The sequence below is a fragment of the Lampropedia puyangensis genome (genome assembly GCF_004833285.1).
GTDB lineage: Bacteria > Pseudomonadota > Gammaproteobacteria > Burkholderiales > Burkholderiaceae_C > Lampropedia > Lampropedia puyangensis.
This window is the reverse complement of sequence record NZ_STFG01000018.1, coordinates 14,947-28,145: the sequence shown is the minus strand read 5'-3', so window position 1 is coordinate 28,145 and position 13,199 is coordinate 14,947. Positions and strand designations below refer to the sequence as shown.

The 13,199-nt window shown below is 53.9% G+C and carries 12 protein-coding genes and 1 tRNA gene; 7 read left to right on the top strand and 6 right to left on the bottom strand.

The window, feature by feature from the left end; all coding sequences use genetic code 11:
- The first annotated feature begins 1 nt into the window (after position 1).
- A complete protein-coding gene (locus E9531_RS13685; RefSeq protein WP_136574332.1) occupies positions 2 to 2,119 on the top strand; it encodes a bifunctional chorismate-binding protein/class IV aminotransferase in 2,118 nt (705 codons plus the stop codon).
- 19 nt (positions 2,120 to 2,138) lie between these two features.
- Here E9531_RS13685 and E9531_RS13680 read toward each other — a convergent pair whose 3' ends face one another.
- Entirely contained in the window at positions 2,139 to 2,729 is a 591-nt protein-coding gene (locus E9531_RS13680) for an STM3941 family protein (protein WP_136574331.1), read from the bottom strand.
- 367 nt (positions 2,730 to 3,096) lie between these two features.
- Between E9531_RS13680 and E9531_RS13675 the strand changes: the two genes are divergently transcribed.
- The 4 genes from E9531_RS13675 to E9531_RS13660 all read left to right on the top strand — a co-directional run bounded on the left by E9531_RS13675 (position 3,097) and on the right by E9531_RS13660 (position 5,839).
- Complete coding sequence (locus tag E9531_RS13675) at positions 3,097 to 3,594, top strand: GNAT family N-acetyltransferase (protein WP_136574330.1); 498 nt, start codon at positions 3,097 to 3,099, stop codon at positions 3,592 to 3,594.
- A gap of 304 nt (positions 3,595 to 3,898) precedes the next feature.
- Positions 3,899 to 4,777, top strand: a complete 879-nt coding sequence (locus E9531_RS13670) for a methylglyoxal synthase (protein ID WP_136574329.1) — start codon at positions 3,899 to 3,901, stop codon at positions 4,775 to 4,777.
- Positions 4,778 to 4,967: 190 nt separating this feature from the next.
- Positions 4,968 to 5,057 (top strand) — tRNA-Ser (locus E9531_RS13665).
- A 545-nt stretch (positions 5,058 to 5,602) separates the two neighbouring features.
- Positions 5,603 to 5,839 carry a hypothetical protein gene (locus E9531_RS13660; RefSeq protein WP_211343446.1) on the top strand — a complete coding sequence of 79 codons (237 nt, stop codon included), beginning with the start codon at positions 5,603 to 5,605 and terminating at the stop codon, positions 5,837 to 5,839.
- Positions 5,840 to 5,980: 141 nt separating this feature from the next.
- On the opposite strand, the gene E9531_RS13655 is transcribed toward E9531_RS13660, so the two are convergent.
- Positions 5,981 to 6,952, bottom strand: a complete 972-nt coding sequence (locus E9531_RS13655) for an AraC family transcriptional regulator (RefSeq protein ID WP_244610115.1) — start codon at positions 6,950 to 6,952, stop codon at positions 5,981 to 5,983.
- 162 nt (positions 6,953 to 7,114) lie between these two features.
- Here E9531_RS13655 and E9531_RS13650 point away from each other — a divergent pair, with 162 nt between their 5' ends.
- Positions 7,115 to 7,870, top strand: a complete 756-nt coding sequence (locus tag E9531_RS13650) for an SDR family NAD(P)-dependent oxidoreductase (RefSeq protein WP_136574328.1) — start codon at positions 7,115 to 7,117, stop codon at positions 7,868 to 7,870.
- 691 nt (positions 7,871 to 8,561) lie between these two features.
- Here the strand turns inward: E9531_RS13650 and E9531_RS13640 are convergent.
- The 4 genes from E9531_RS13640 to zigA form a co-directional block, all read right to left on the bottom strand.
- Positions 8,562 to 9,119 carry a TetR/AcrR family transcriptional regulator gene (locus E9531_RS13640; RefSeq protein WP_136574327.1) on the bottom strand — a complete coding sequence of 186 codons (558 nt, stop codon included), beginning with the start codon at positions 9,117 to 9,119 and terminating at the stop codon, positions 8,562 to 8,564.
- Positions 9,116 to 9,463: a DMT family transporter gene (locus E9531_RS13635; RefSeq protein WP_136574326.1), complete on the bottom strand. Its 348-nt coding sequence runs from the start codon at positions 9,461 to 9,463 to the stop codon at positions 9,116 to 9,118. The genes E9531_RS13640 and E9531_RS13635 overlap by 4 nt, the downstream gene beginning before the upstream one ends.
- Positions 9,460 to 9,774: a DMT family transporter gene (locus E9531_RS13630; RefSeq protein WP_136574325.1), complete on the bottom strand. Its 315-nt coding sequence runs from the start codon at positions 9,772 to 9,774 to the stop codon at positions 9,460 to 9,462. Before E9531_RS13630 ends, E9531_RS13635 begins: the two co-directional genes overlap by 4 nt.
- A gap of 121 nt (positions 9,775 to 9,895) precedes the next feature.
- On the bottom strand, positions 9,896 to 11,119 hold the full coding sequence (gene zigA / locus E9531_RS13625; RefSeq protein ID WP_136574324.1) for a zinc metallochaperone GTPase ZigA: 1,224 nt from the start codon (positions 11,117 to 11,119) through the stop codon (positions 9,896 to 9,898).
- Between the two features lie 242 nt (positions 11,120 to 11,361).
- Between zigA and E9531_RS13620 the strand changes: the two genes are divergently transcribed.
- A complete protein-coding gene (locus E9531_RS13620) occupies positions 11,362 to 13,182 on the top strand; it encodes a TonB-dependent receptor domain-containing protein (protein WP_211343445.1) in 1,821 nt (606 codons plus the stop codon).
- Positions 13,183 to 13,199: the final 17 nt, after the last annotated feature.

The following is a 13,199-nucleotide window of genomic DNA, read 5'->3' as shown; positions in this document are numbered from 1 at the left end:
CATGCAAAGTTCGTGGAGCGAGCTGGGCGCGCGTGAAGCGGCGCCCATTTTTGCGGCAGAAACAGGAGAAGCATTTGTCTTGCTCGATGACTGTGATGCCACTGTCGAGAGACCCGCTAGCCGTCTGTATACGCACTGGCACTCCAGCTTGGTATGCACCGATGCGGATGATCTGCAGGCATGGCAGACGCGTGTGCAGCAGGCGCTGGCTTCTGGCCTGCATGCCGTATTACTGGCGGACTATGAGTGGGGGATGCAGTTGCAGGGGCTTGTGCCTGGTGGTTGCCAAATCTCTCATGCGCGGACCCCGTCGGTATCTGCGCCTGTACCGAGTTTGCGCGTGGAACTTTTTGCATCAATGCAGCGTATGGACAGAACTGCAGTGAAGGAGTGGTTAGATGCGCAGGTAGCCACCTTGGCATGGCCCGATGCTGGTTTGTTTGATTGGCAATCTCAAGTCAACCAAGCGGAGTTCACGCAGGCGATTGATGAAATCCATGCAGCCATTGAACGCGGTGATACCTATCAGATTAATTACACTTTTGCGTTCCATGGCCGTAGCTATGGTTCGCCGCTGGCGCTATACCGCCACTTGCGCCAACGTCAGCCAGCGCAATTTGGCGCGTTGATGCGCCTGCCAGTAGCGCAAGCTGGCTACCAGCCCTGGGTGCTGTCCTTGTCGCCTGAGCTTTTCATTCAGGTCAACGATGGCAACATTGTGGCCAAGCCGATGAAAGGCACCACGGCCGTGCAAGCCACGGTCGCGCAAACAGAACAGGCGGCGCAGTGGTTGCACAACGATCCGAAAAATCGTGCTGAAAACGTCATGATTGTGGATTTGCTGCGCAATGATTTGGGCGCGGTGGCACAAACAGGCAGCGTACAGGTACGTGATTTGTTTGCAGTGCAACGCAATGGGCAAGTGCTGGGGATGACTAGTACAGTGCAGGCGCGTTTGCGGCCCGAGGCAGGTTTGGCGGAAGTTTTGCGCGCGAGCTTTCCGTGTGGCTCCATTACCGGTGCGCCCAAGCGCAAAACCATGGAGCTGATTGCCTGCATCGAAGGCGCGCCTACCAGCAGCATGCCAATAGATGGGACCCAATCATATGGGGCGCAATGCCACGAGGCGCATGGTGTACTCATGACACGAGACGCGCACCAACGTCGACTGTACACCGGTGCAATTGGCTGGGTGGAGGCTTCTTCTATCCACGAGCTACTAGTGCAAGAGCCAGCGAATGAGGCGGCTACGCTGAATTACTGTTTGAGCGTACCGATTCGCACTCTACAGCTTGACGTGGCGCTGGAATTGCCTGCTAGGGTGTTGCCCCCTGCGGCGATGGGCCATGCAGTGCAGTTTTCTGTGGGCGCTGGCATTGTGTGGGACAGTCAAGCAGAGCAAGAATGGCAAGAGTGCCATCTCAAAGCTGGTTTTGCGCTGCATGACACAACCGGCTTTGAATTGTTTGAAACCATGCGCGTGTCTGCAGGCGCCTCATGCCCTGCATATTGGGAGAGGCACGTTGCGCGTTTGGCATCTAGCGCACTAGCACTGGGCTTTGCGCATGATCGACCGCGTTGGCAAAGCCAATTGCAGACATACATTGAAGAGCACTTCGATGCACATGCCACTGGCGATTGGCGTTTGCGCATGGCACTGCGTAGTGATGGCCAGTTGGCATTCACCCATGGCCTTTTGCAGCCATTGATGTTGTCTGGGGATGGTTCGGTAGCGGTCATTCTGGCCCATGCTGCTTGCCATACCCCCGCATGGCTGCGTCAGTTCAAGACGAGTTTGCGAAGCGACTACGACAGGGCCATGAAAGCGGCCGAGGCTGTGGGGGCGTTTGATGCCTTGTTTTTCAATAGGCAGGGCTATCTGACTGAGGGTGCGCGTAGCAATGTGTTGGTCAAACTTGATGCTGATCCTCATGCCCCTTGGTACACACCACCTCTAGCTGAGGGCGTATTACCTGGTGTCATGCGTAGCGTGTTGTTGGACAGTGGCGAATGGAACATTCAAGAGCGCAGTTTAACCAAAGCGCAGGTACTGGGTGCAGCAGATATCGTAGTGTGCAATGCTTTGCGCGGCGCACTCCATGCACGCTTGGTTGTTTGAGGCCGGCTCTGAGGATGGTTTATGTTGCTTGCGTGGCAGCGGTAGTTGCCTCTTGAGGTGCAGCATCTGATTGGATGTGTGACTGCAAATACAAGATGACCTGTTGTGGGTCTGCCTGAAGTGCGCTGATGTCGACCAGAAATGGACTGTGAAAGCGGTTGATCAGTGCTTTGGCCATAGTCTTGTTGCGCCCGCTGGGAAGCTGCGCCAAAAATGCGTCAGGCTCTTTGAGTAATAGCACCAAAATATCGCTGCGCTTGTTGCTCATGCGGGCAATACCGTTAAATGCACTCCAAGGGGCTGAAAATTGCGAACTGAAGGTCGTAGTCTCAATGCCCTCTGCGTTCAAAGTGGCCCAGGGTTTTGGGGTGCGTAGATTGCGCAGCGAGAAAAACAACAAGAACCCAAACACAGCCATGCCAAGCGCCATGACGCTGTAATACAAGATGGGGTCACGTAAAAAGAAGAACATCGACGTGCCCGAAGGCCCCAGCACCGCAGCGGCCACCGCAAGAAGAAAAAGGCAGCCTGTGCCAAATGCGCCTAAGGCCAGTTTATGCCGCTTGGGGTAGAGCTTGAATGTCTCACCGGGTGTGGAAATGGAGGCCATGTTGTCTCACTCACAAAAAAAGGGGGGATCTGCTCGGGGATAAACCCATGCGCATCACTGGAAAAGAAAAAGAAATAGGCCACTTGCGGCCTGATCTCTGAAGATTGGCATGCATTGTAGGCAGTTGTGCGGTAGTGCAGGCGAAGCCCTGGCAGGTATTGGCCATGCTGAATGCGTATTCTGTTCGCTATCCGGTCTTGCCTTTGGCATTGCGTTGTACGTCGCTTGTGAGCGTGAAGGCTTTTGTTGGAAGCGTGCAGCCTCATTCCTCAAAACCAAGCCAACGTGGGTGACGTGCAGATACCGACTGGGCGTTGCGCTAACTTATGCTCCAATCTCGGATTGTTCTTTCCGATGGACGCTGAAGATGACACTTGATTTGAAAACCACCGTAGTACAGGCCGATTTGCATGATGCAGCGCACGCCCGGGCGCTGGTCGAATTACTAGATAGTTATGCGCAAGACCCTATGGGTGGCGCAGAGCCGTTACCTGCTGCAACACGGGAAAATTTAGCAGCTACCTTAGCGAGCCGCCCTGGAACCTACGTGGTCTTGGCTTTTTGCGATGGTCAGCCTGCGGGCCTGCTCAATGCAATGGAAGGGTTCTCCACCTTCGCATGCAAACCTATTTTGAATGTGCACGACGTAGCGGTAGCCCCTGCATATAGAGGCAAGGGTATTTCGAGGCTTTTGTTCAATGAAGCGGAAACCATTGCACGTGAGATCGGTGCCTGCAAGTTGACGCTGGAGGTGTTGACTGGCAATACCACAGCACAAGCGGCTTATCGCCAATTCGGCTACGCTCCCTATGCGCTGGATCCTGCCATGGGGCAGGCACAGTTTTGGCAAAAGCTGATCGACTAAATGTGTTGCGGCAGATCACCGCTTGACTGTTTGAATAAAGCCGCTGCTTGGAGATTACGAAACAGTGCGTAAGAACGTGTTTAGGATCTCCACGCAGACCGCGTTGAAATCCAAAAGGCAAGGTCTAAAAAAACGCATTGCGGCGTTGCCTGTTTTGCACATACAGGCGCATGCGCGGCAACAGGCGCTTTCACAGCCTCTTTTTTTGAGTTTTGTGCGATTGAGTGCAGATCCTGACCACGTTCTAAAGCCGTATTAGCGGCGATACTAGCCACCTTTGGTTGTTCTTTAAACGGGAATCTCTATGAGACTGGGACTGGCCGCTAATCGCTTGCATCATCAAAACGAAGAGGGCGCGCTTTTTACTTGGTTGCACTATTGCGAAACGGGCGTCTCCGAACTAGCGCTGCAACTGCATACCGTTGGCCGCACGTACGACGCAATTGCTTCCTCTAGCAAGCTACAAGGCTACTCGGGCCTTCAGCGCTATCCCTTTGGGCACCAAGGGGGCTTGATGCAGCTTGTCGCTGAAGTTGTAGGTATGGGAACGCCTGAGCGCACACTCGATGGCATCGTTTATTTAATGGATCCTGTTGATCCTTCCTCGATTTTTCCTGAAGCTTTGGCGTTAAAGCGCCAGTGCGTCATTCACGGAAAACCTTTCTTGTCTACGGTAGCCAGCGCACGCGACTGGATGGAGATGGAGCGCATTCATGCCGGTCTTACGCCTGATCCGCAAGCCGACGTGTTCCATGACTATGCGCAGCAAACATTGGCTTTGATCGCACACGATGCCATGAAGCCCACCATGATGGATTTTGTGGCTCGCAATTTTGACTTGCTCTCACGCTTTGGCAGCCGTGTGGGTACTGGTACTACGGGACAGCAACTCAATGAATTAGCCTGGAGCAAAGGTTGGCCTAAAGACCAAGTTTGGGTGCAGCGCTACAACAGCGGGCCGTTGGGTGGTGATGCGCAAATTGCAGCCTTGGTGCTCAACAACCAATGCCATCGGGCCATCTTCTTCGAGGACCCGCACGTGGCACGCCAGCATGAAGCGGACATCCAGTTGCTCGAGCGTGCAGTCACAACGGCCACTTACACAGCAGTTTGTACCACCGCCCCTAACATCGCCCAGCGCTGGTGTGATGCTGCAGTGATTCGCGGTAAGCACCGCAAATAAACTGACTGGGGTGAAGCATTAAGTTGGCTATTGCGTAATTCGCAACTTTACGTTTAGCGACGCAGTCAATCAGCGCAAGTAAACAACATTCTGCTGAAAATGTATTTCTGGCTTGAATTTGCACTTACAATGGCGACCTTCAAAAGCGTAAGCCCATCTTCAAGAGTGCGGTTTTCGCCAACCAAAATAGGGAAGCGTGGCAGAGTGGTTGAATGCAACGGTCTTGAAAACCGTCGAAGGTTTACGCCTTCCGTGAGTTCGAATCTCACCGCTTCCGCCAATAAAAAAAGATAAATCATTGATTTTACTAAAAAAAGCCACCTGATAGGTGGCTTTTTTTATTTTCTACCCACAGTTTTACCCATTGTAAAAAGTGCGCTTGTTTGCACGATGAAGGTAGATTTTGATAGATATTTGTACTTGAAAATCACGTATTGGCATTGTGCCGGTTGTGCATGCGGCAAGGCAAGGTGTGCAAATCATGTGCTTTTGTAATGACTGCTGATTTCTTAGGGGCAGATTACATTTTGCTTAGCTGCCGGAAATATCTCAATGCTAAAACTAGGTGCCTTGATTTTAATTTTTGAATAGCTGTCAGCCAAGCGTTTTCACACAGCCTCGGTCGTAAGTAGACTTTCGTCTTTCAATTGCAAGACTTGAAGAGACGAAATTGTCTTGTGCACTTCAGTGCAGCCACAAAATCGTCCCAACTCGCTAAGGGTGTTCTGCATCCCGTTGTGAAAAGCTGCGTCAGGCTCTCAGCTTGGCTCTAGATATAGGCTGTGCACATGAAAGCGCCCAGCACTGCAGTCTGTCTTGAAGTCAATGCAGCCCACAAATTTGCCTTGCCACAGCATCGGTAGACAAAAATGGCGCGTCGCCGATGACGGGAGGGCACGCCGCTGCAATCTGTGGGGCCTGGAGGTTCAACGCATCTGGATCGACACGGCACGCAAGGGAACACGATTGATTCATCACCAGGGCGATGGCCGCTTTAATGTCGATGGAGATACCTTAGACTTGGGCGAGCGTATGGTGAAGTGGCGCTATCTCATGCAATGAATAGGTCCGCTGATGTATGGCGTTTACTCGCAGGGGGAGCCTTCCAGTGGCTTGAGCGTTGGATAAACGGCCGCGCCTGAATTAAATGCTCAAATCTCCAGCTGCGTGGCTGCGCGCTCACAATGCGTGCACTGACGCTGCTCAGCCCTCGCGTTTCATCGCCGATTGCGCTTGTAGGCGCATTTCGCGGATGCTACGTGCTGGCGGTTGGCCGAACATGCGAGTGTATTCACGGGTGAATTGCGACACGCTTTCATAGCCCACACAGTGGGCGGCTTGGCTGATGGCAGCGCCATCGGACAGCATGTGACGGCGCGCTTCGAGCAGACGCAATTGCTTTTGGAACTGCAGGGGAGTGAGCGTGGTGATGCTGCGAAAATGTGCATGAAACGACGATAGGCTCATCCCTGCTGCATAGGCCAAGCGCTCAACGCTCACCGCTTGTGTATAGTTTGCGCGAAGGATGGAGATGGCCCGCGCAATGCGCGCGGTGTGGCTATCGGTAACGCCTAAGGCACGGATGGCATGGCGATGCTGCCCACACAGCAGCCAAAAATGCAGTTCGCGCACCATCTGCTTGCCCAACACGGGCAGCGAACTCGGTCGATCCAGCAGCTTGAGCAGGCGCAACGCGGCTTCGGACACATCGGACTCGGTCTGATCCACACGCACGGGTTGATCCAGCCGCGCCGGTTGCCCCCCCATTTCGCCGGCTAGATCGGCGATGACTGCAGCATCCAACTCCATCACCAGGGAATAGTAGGGGGCGGCTCGACTGGCTATGGTGATCTGGCTCACCGTTGGCACATCCATCGTGATTAGCAGGGACTCGCCAGCGCCGAAGTCATAGCTGTGGCTACCCATGGTCACACGCTTGCCTCCTTGCAACACTAGCGCCACCAGTGGCTTGCTGATCGCATACTGAAGCAACGAAGGCGCTGCCTCGCGCAAGATGACCACGCCCTCTACAGGGGTGGCGGCTAAGCCATCGGCGTTGGCGTGCCGGTCGGCATATCGGCTTGCAAGTTGCAGCAGCGCGTCGGTGATGCCAATGCGTGCAGTTGCGGCGCCCATGAATGGAGTGTCAGAGTAGGATTGTGCAATTTTTTCCATGCGTAATGGATGCTTTTGGCGGCGTTAATATTGGAAAATACTACAGTTTTATGATCCGCGTGAAATATCATCAGGATAATTAGGCAAGAAAAAACCATAATCAGGCAACCCGAACGCGGGCCAAATTCCTACCATGAAGACTTTTGCACTCAGGAGCATTTCATGACGACTATTTCTTTGGTTACTGGCGCCAATCGGGGCCTCGGACGCAACACGGCATTGAGCATCGCTCGCCATGGCGGCGATGTGATCATCACTTATCGCAACGGCAAGGAGGCCGCCGCCGCCGCCGTTGCCGAAATCCAGGCGGGAGGCCGCAAGGCGGTCGCTCTCCAACTCGACACAAGCCATGTGCCCTCGTTTGAAGGTTTTGTCGCTGGCGTGCGCCAGGCACTGACCGAAACATGGGGCCGCGACACGCTGGATCACCTCATCAATAATGCCGGGCATGGAGAGATGGCAGACTTTGCCGCAACCACCGAAGCGCAGTTCGATGCACTCTTTGATGTCCACGTCAAAGGCGTATTCTTCCTTACCCAAGCTCTGCTGCCGGTGCTCGCTGACGGGGGGCGCATTATCAACTTTTCCTCCGGCTTGACGCGCGTATCCTTCCCGGGATTTTCAGCTTATTCGGCAGCCAAGGGCGCGGTGGAGATTCTGACCGTCTACATGGCCAAGGAGCTGGGTAGCCGAGGCATCACCGCCAACACAGTCGCCCCGGGTGCGATCGAAACCGATTTTCTTGATGGCGCTGTGCGCGACATCCCGGATTACAACAAGGCGTTCGCGGACATGACTGCGCTCGGTCGTGTTGGTGTGCCCGATGACATAGGCCCAATGGTCGCGAGCCTACTGAGTACCGACAATCGCTGGGTCAATGGCCAGCGCATCGAAGTCTCCGGCGGCCAGTCGATCTGAGATACAGGCAGCTGATGCCGCTTTGTGCGAAATCGGGTAGCCGCGTAAGTTTCGTTTCGCGCAACGACGTAACCAAAGTCGCCGGCTGCCGCACTGACTAGTGAGAGCCACGAGGTCGCCATTTATCAGCTGGCGGGACCTGACGTTCTGCGCGGTGGAACGGTCTGCAGGTTGATTGCGCAGCTTGTGCAGCGTCCTTTCGTCTTGAACGTGATGCCCGCCGAAGGACTGCGAACCGGGCTGATCAAGGCGGGGCTGCCTGAGGTCATTGTCGTCGCAGTGATATCCATGAGGTGCGGCAGGCGCGCGGCTCCTATGACCTCGTCAGCGGTGACATCGAGCGTTTGACCGGATGCGCCGTGATCTCTGGCCGAGATTCTTGCGAGAACAGCCGACGGACTGAGAGAGTCGTAGTCACTCGCGTTCTGGGAGCCTTAATCGCACAGGATCGAAAATTTGTAAGAGCGCAGAATCAGGGTGGAGCCGCAGGTTTTCAATGGCCAGCTGCATCACCACTGGCTCGATGCCCGCGTCACCACTTTGCTGCCTCACAACAAACCGAAGAGTTTTTTGCGTTTCCTCACAGCCTCGGTCGTTTGAGAATATTCTTTGTTGGCCCGTTACTGTCATTGTGAGACGCAAGCTACCTGTGGTCCAATCTGCAATCTGCCAAGATACTCTCCCTTACCATTCATGCTGTTGCCACGACACGCATCGTTTCGAGCAAATCCTGAGCCGTCGGAATGTGCGTAGACAGTAGTCCTTCTATTACAAGTCCATCCACAAGCGCAGTCAAAGTGCGTGTTGTCTTTTCATTCGCAAAGCGCCGGATGGTGTCTCTGAGTACTTGTGTCGACGCTTCGCTGTAATGGCTAAACTCCGGACGACGCAGCGCAAGGAAATAGAGTTCGTACGACAGCATGGTTTCTTGCCGATCTCGTGTCAGGCGCTTGACGATTAGGTCCGCCAGCTCGACCAGCATTTCATCCAGCGATGAAATTCGCTCACTCCATGCATCCATTTCAGTCTGCCTCCGTTGCGTCAGACGCTCGATGGAAGCGATTAGCAATGCATCAAGATCATGGAAATAGTAGGTGGTTGAGCCCAAGGGCACGCCGGCCTTGGCAGCCACAGTTCGGTGATTTACGCCTTTAATACCTTTGATAAACATCAGAGACAGCGCAGCTTCGATTAGATGATCGCGTCGTCCTGGATCACCCGCGCCACGCTTACCTTTCGCCCCAGTCATGATGCCGACGCCCGATGGCGATTGATCATGACCACCCCAACGACGATCAAAGCAATGCCTGCCAAATTATGGAAGGTCATAGCTTCGTCGAAGAACACCCAGCCGGACAGGATCAGCAGCAAGGTGCCCAGGCCTGCCCAGACGGTATAGGCCACACTCGCGGGAATCCTGGCCAATACATGCGAGAACAGGAAAAGCACAAGCGCATAGACGGCAAAAGACATCAAGCCCGGGGCGATACGCTGGAAACCATCGGAGAGTTTCAGCAGCAAGGTCGCGCTCGCTTCGGCGAACACTGTCGCCAAAAGCAGCAGCCACGTCCGTAGCGTAGGTGACTGCATCATGCCCAAACTCCCAGAACGGCGATGCCCGCCAGAACACAGAAAAAACCTGCTACTCGGCTCGCGGACAGCGCCAGGTGAAACACCCACCGGTCGATGGCTAATAAAGCAAGAGCGACCAGCCCCGTCCACACTGCATGTGCTAACGCGATTGGCATTAGCGTTATCGCACGAGCCAGCAGGATGGTCGAGCCTGCATAGCACAGGAACGCCAATATCGTTGGAGCGGGTTTTCGAAATTGTTCCGAACCTTTCAGCGCCAATGTGCCCAAGGTGCTGCAAAAGGCTCCGAAGATAAGCGTTGATATGACCATAATACATTTCAGAAATTATGTGTACTATTGTACATATAAATTATTAGGGAATGGTACCCGTCTGAATCGAAGCGTTAGGAGAATAAATTTGTCTCTCAAAAATATGTAAGGGACAGCTTGGTTAAACTTGATCCTCTGAACTTGAACGCCAGCCTGAGAAGGGGTTTGAGAAACCCTGCCAACTATCTGGCCCAAGAGCCATTTCTGTATCGCTCAGTAGACAAGCATTGAATTGCTGGCGTAACGCAGTTTCATCCATTTTTATACCAATCAGGACAATTTCCTGACGCGCATCTCCCACATCCTTGTGCCATTTTTCATGAATATGTTGAAGTGCATCAGGATCTTGTGGCCAGTGCTGTCGCGGCACATTTGCCCACCAGTAGCCTGCAGGGGTGTGTCTTGCAACAGCGCCTGCTTGTGACCATGAACCAGCGATTTTCGGGTGACTGGCGAGCCAGAAAAAACCTTTTGAGCGAACCACTCCCGGCCACTCCTTTTGCACCCAGTCATAAAAGCGTTGCGGATGAAATGGCCTGCGTGCCTGATAGACAAAACTGCTGATGCCGTACTCCTCGGTTTCAGGTATGTGGGTACCACGTAACTCCTGCAGCCAACCGGGCGCTTTGGCTGCTTCTTCAAAATCGAACAGTTGGGTGTCAAGCAAACGATCTAACGGAACACGGCCGAATTGCGAGATTTCAATACGTGCTCTGGGGTTCAGGCTGTGCAAAATGGCACGCAAACGGTTCAGTTCTTCGTTGTTGATGAGATCTGTTTTGTTCAAGATCAGAACGTCGCAGAACTCGATTTGTTCAGTCAACAGATCGACCACTGTGCGTTGATCTTCTTCTCCCAGTGACTCGCCCCGCTCGGTCAGGCTCTGGCGGGAGGCGTAGTCGCGCAGGAAATTAAAGCTGTCCACCACCGTCACCATGGTGTCGAGCCGTGCGATCTCCGCCAGAGTCTGGCCGTTTTCGTCAGTGAAAGTGAAGGTTTCTGCAATTGGCAGTGGTTCGGAAATTCCGGTGGATTCGATCACGAGATGATCGAACCGGTCTTCCTGAGCCAGGCGTTGTACTTCCAGAAGCAGGTCTTCGCGCAGAGTGCAGCAAATGCAGCCATTGCTCATTTCAACGAGTTTCTCGTCGGTGCGAGAGAGTTCCGCTCCGCCTTGTCGAACCAGGTCAGCATCAATGTTGATTTCTGACATGTCATTGACGATGACGGCAATGCGCCGACCTTCACGATTATTCAGGATGTGGTTGAGCAGTGTGGTTTTGCCTGCGCCAAGAAAGCCGGACAGAACGGTGACTGGCAAACGGGTGGGGGTTGGTTTTTTCATGAAATTTTCCATCTGAGCATTTTTGATATTAAATTCTCAATATGAATTATGATACTGTTTTATCAATAGTGTTTGGTTCATTGAAAATGATTCGGATCGCGCAACCAAGGCAGTCGGCCTGCCAGCAGTCAAGGCGTCGTTATTGCGGTGCCTTATTTTTTGGAGCAGTGCTGGGTCTGAGCCCGTGCGCGCATGCACAGAATTTGCAGAAAGAGTCAGCACCACTGCTTGATGAGCTGGTCGTGACCGCCACTGCAACCGAGACGACATTGGAGGAAACGCCTGCTTCCGTCGCCATCGTCAAACGCGACGATTTGGTGAAACGGCCGGTGCAGGATCTGGCAGACGCGGTACAGGGTTTGCCTGGCGTGCACGTAGGGGGTGTTGGGCTGACGCGGCGTGGCATCAGCATTCGCGGCATGGGCAGTGATTACACGCTGACCTTGGTCAATGGGCAGCGCATCAATCAGTCCGGTGGCGTAATTGGCCATTCGGACAGCGATCTCGGCTGGGTTCCCTCCGAGGCCATTGAACGCGTGGAGGTGGTACGTGGCCCCATGTCGTCTCTGTATGGTTCTGATGCTTTGGGTGGTGTGGTGAATGTCATTACCCGTGCCGCAACCGATGAGTGGCGCGGCAGCTTTTCTTCTAGAGCCGGATGGCGTGAGGATGGTCGAGGTGGTGACAGTCGTCAGGTGGGTTTTTATGTCGGCGGTCCTTTGCTACCAGGTGTATTGGGCTTGAATGTGTATGGAGAAACCAGACGTCGAGACAATGCGCCGCTGGCAACCGATGAGAAAGTTTCAGACATTGAAGGGCGTGATGCCAAAAGCCTGAATGTGGCCCTGAACTGGACGCCCAGTGCCAACCAACGTATCGATTTGAGCGTAGGTCGGGTTAATGAAGATCGTGAGCGTGGCACAAAGTCTGGCACAAGCTATTACAACAGCTATGACGCATTTGAACGCAAGCAATGGTCGCTGAGCCACAAGGGGAAGTGGAACAACGCCAGCAGCCAAGTGCGTATTTACGGCGCTTCGCTGGACAAGACAAATACCCGAGACGTTGGTACGCCTACACGGCCACAGGTGTTGAACGAGGAAGTTGCCGATGCACGTCTGAGTCTGGCGCTGGGTGAACGCCACTTGCTGACAGTGGGCGGTGAGCTGCGCAAGGAAAAGCTGGAAGACAGCTCGGTGAACGAACTGGGCAAAGCCGACATCACCCATAAGGCGGTTTTTGTGCAGGATGAATTTGCGCTTGCACCCAACTGGTCGCTGGTGCTGGGTGATCGTCTCGATGATCATGAGAAATTTGGTCTGCAACACAGCCCAAGAGCTTATCTGGTGCATCAGGTGAGTAATGCACTCACCATCAAGGGTGGATTGGGGCGCGGCTTCAAGGCTCCCAATCTCAAGCTGTTGTCGCCAGACTACTACGTAGCGAGCTCAAGTTTCAGCGTGCGCGGCAACCCTGACCTGAAACCGGAAATCAGTACCAGCTATGAACTGGGGGCTGAGTACCGAGCTGCAACGGGTTGGAGCCTGCAGGCTACCGTGTTCCAGAACAATGTGCGTGATCTGATTCAGACTTACTGCGAGCGCAATTGCGATGCTTACCGGGAGCTGGTTTATCAAAATGTGGAGCGGGCTCGTATCCGTGGGCTGGAATTGGGCACTTCCTTGCAATTGCTGCCTCAGTTAGCGCTTTCCGGCAATTACACGTGGCTGCAGGCGCGCAACCAGCAAACAGGACAGCCTCTGGCAACTCAGCCGCGTCACCAGGCTAATGTACGCTTGGGCTGGCAACCAGCCGCCGCTTGGCAAGTCGATCTACGTGGCCAATACACAGGCAGCCAGATGATGTACAGCAGTTCGGTTCAGTATGCATTGCCTGCGCACAGCATCTGGTCGCTGGATGTGAACTATCGCTTTTCGGAGCATTGGACCTTGAGTGCGTCGGTCGAAAATCTGGGCAATACCCTGCTGACGGACAAAACCACGCGCTTTAACTACGCAGTACCAGGAAGAAGTGTTTTTCTGGGCATTACGGCCAGTTTTTAACTTTGGGAAAGCAGGCT

What these genes read in the sequence shown, in the direction of transcription:
- E9531_RS13685 (WP_136574332.1), top strand. Translation starts at nt 2, where the DNA reads ATGCAAAGTTCGTGGAGCGAGCTGGGCGCGCGTGAAGCGGCGCCCATT.
- E9531_RS13680 (WP_136574331.1), bottom strand. Translation starts at nt 2,729, where the DNA reads ATGGCCTCCATTTCCACACCCGGTGAGACATTCAAGCTCTACCCCAAG.
- E9531_RS13675 (WP_136574330.1), top strand. Translation starts at nt 3,097, where the DNA reads ATGACACTTGATTTGAAAACCACCGTAGTACAGGCCGATTTGCATGAT.
- E9531_RS13670 (WP_136574329.1), top strand. Translation starts at nt 3,899, where the DNA reads ATGAGACTGGGACTGGCCGCTAATCGCTTGCATCATCAAAACGAAGAG.
- E9531_RS13660 (WP_211343446.1), top strand. Translation starts at nt 5,603, where the DNA reads ATGCAGCCCACAAATTTGCCTTGCCACAGCATCGGTAGACAAAAATGG.
- E9531_RS13655 (WP_244610115.1), bottom strand. Translation starts at nt 6,952, where the DNA reads ATGGAAAAAATTGCACAATCCTACTCTGACACTCCATTCATGGGCGCC.
- E9531_RS13650 (WP_136574328.1), top strand. Translation starts at nt 7,115, where the DNA reads ATGACGACTATTTCTTTGGTTACTGGCGCCAATCGGGGCCTCGGACGC.
- E9531_RS13640 (WP_136574327.1), bottom strand. Translation starts at nt 9,119, where the DNA reads ATGACTGGGGCGAAAGGTAAGCGTGGCGCGGGTGATCCAGGACGACGC.
- E9531_RS13635 (WP_136574326.1), bottom strand. Translation starts at nt 9,463, where the DNA reads ATGATGCAGTCACCTACGCTACGGACGTGGCTGCTGCTTTTGGCGACA.
- E9531_RS13630 (WP_136574325.1), bottom strand. Translation starts at nt 9,774, where the DNA reads ATGGTCATATCAACGCTTATCTTCGGAGCCTTTTGCAGCACCTTGGGC.
- zigA (WP_136574324.1), bottom strand. Translation starts at nt 11,119, where the DNA reads ATGAAAAAACCAACCCCCACCCGTTTGCCAGTCACCGTTCTGTCCGGC.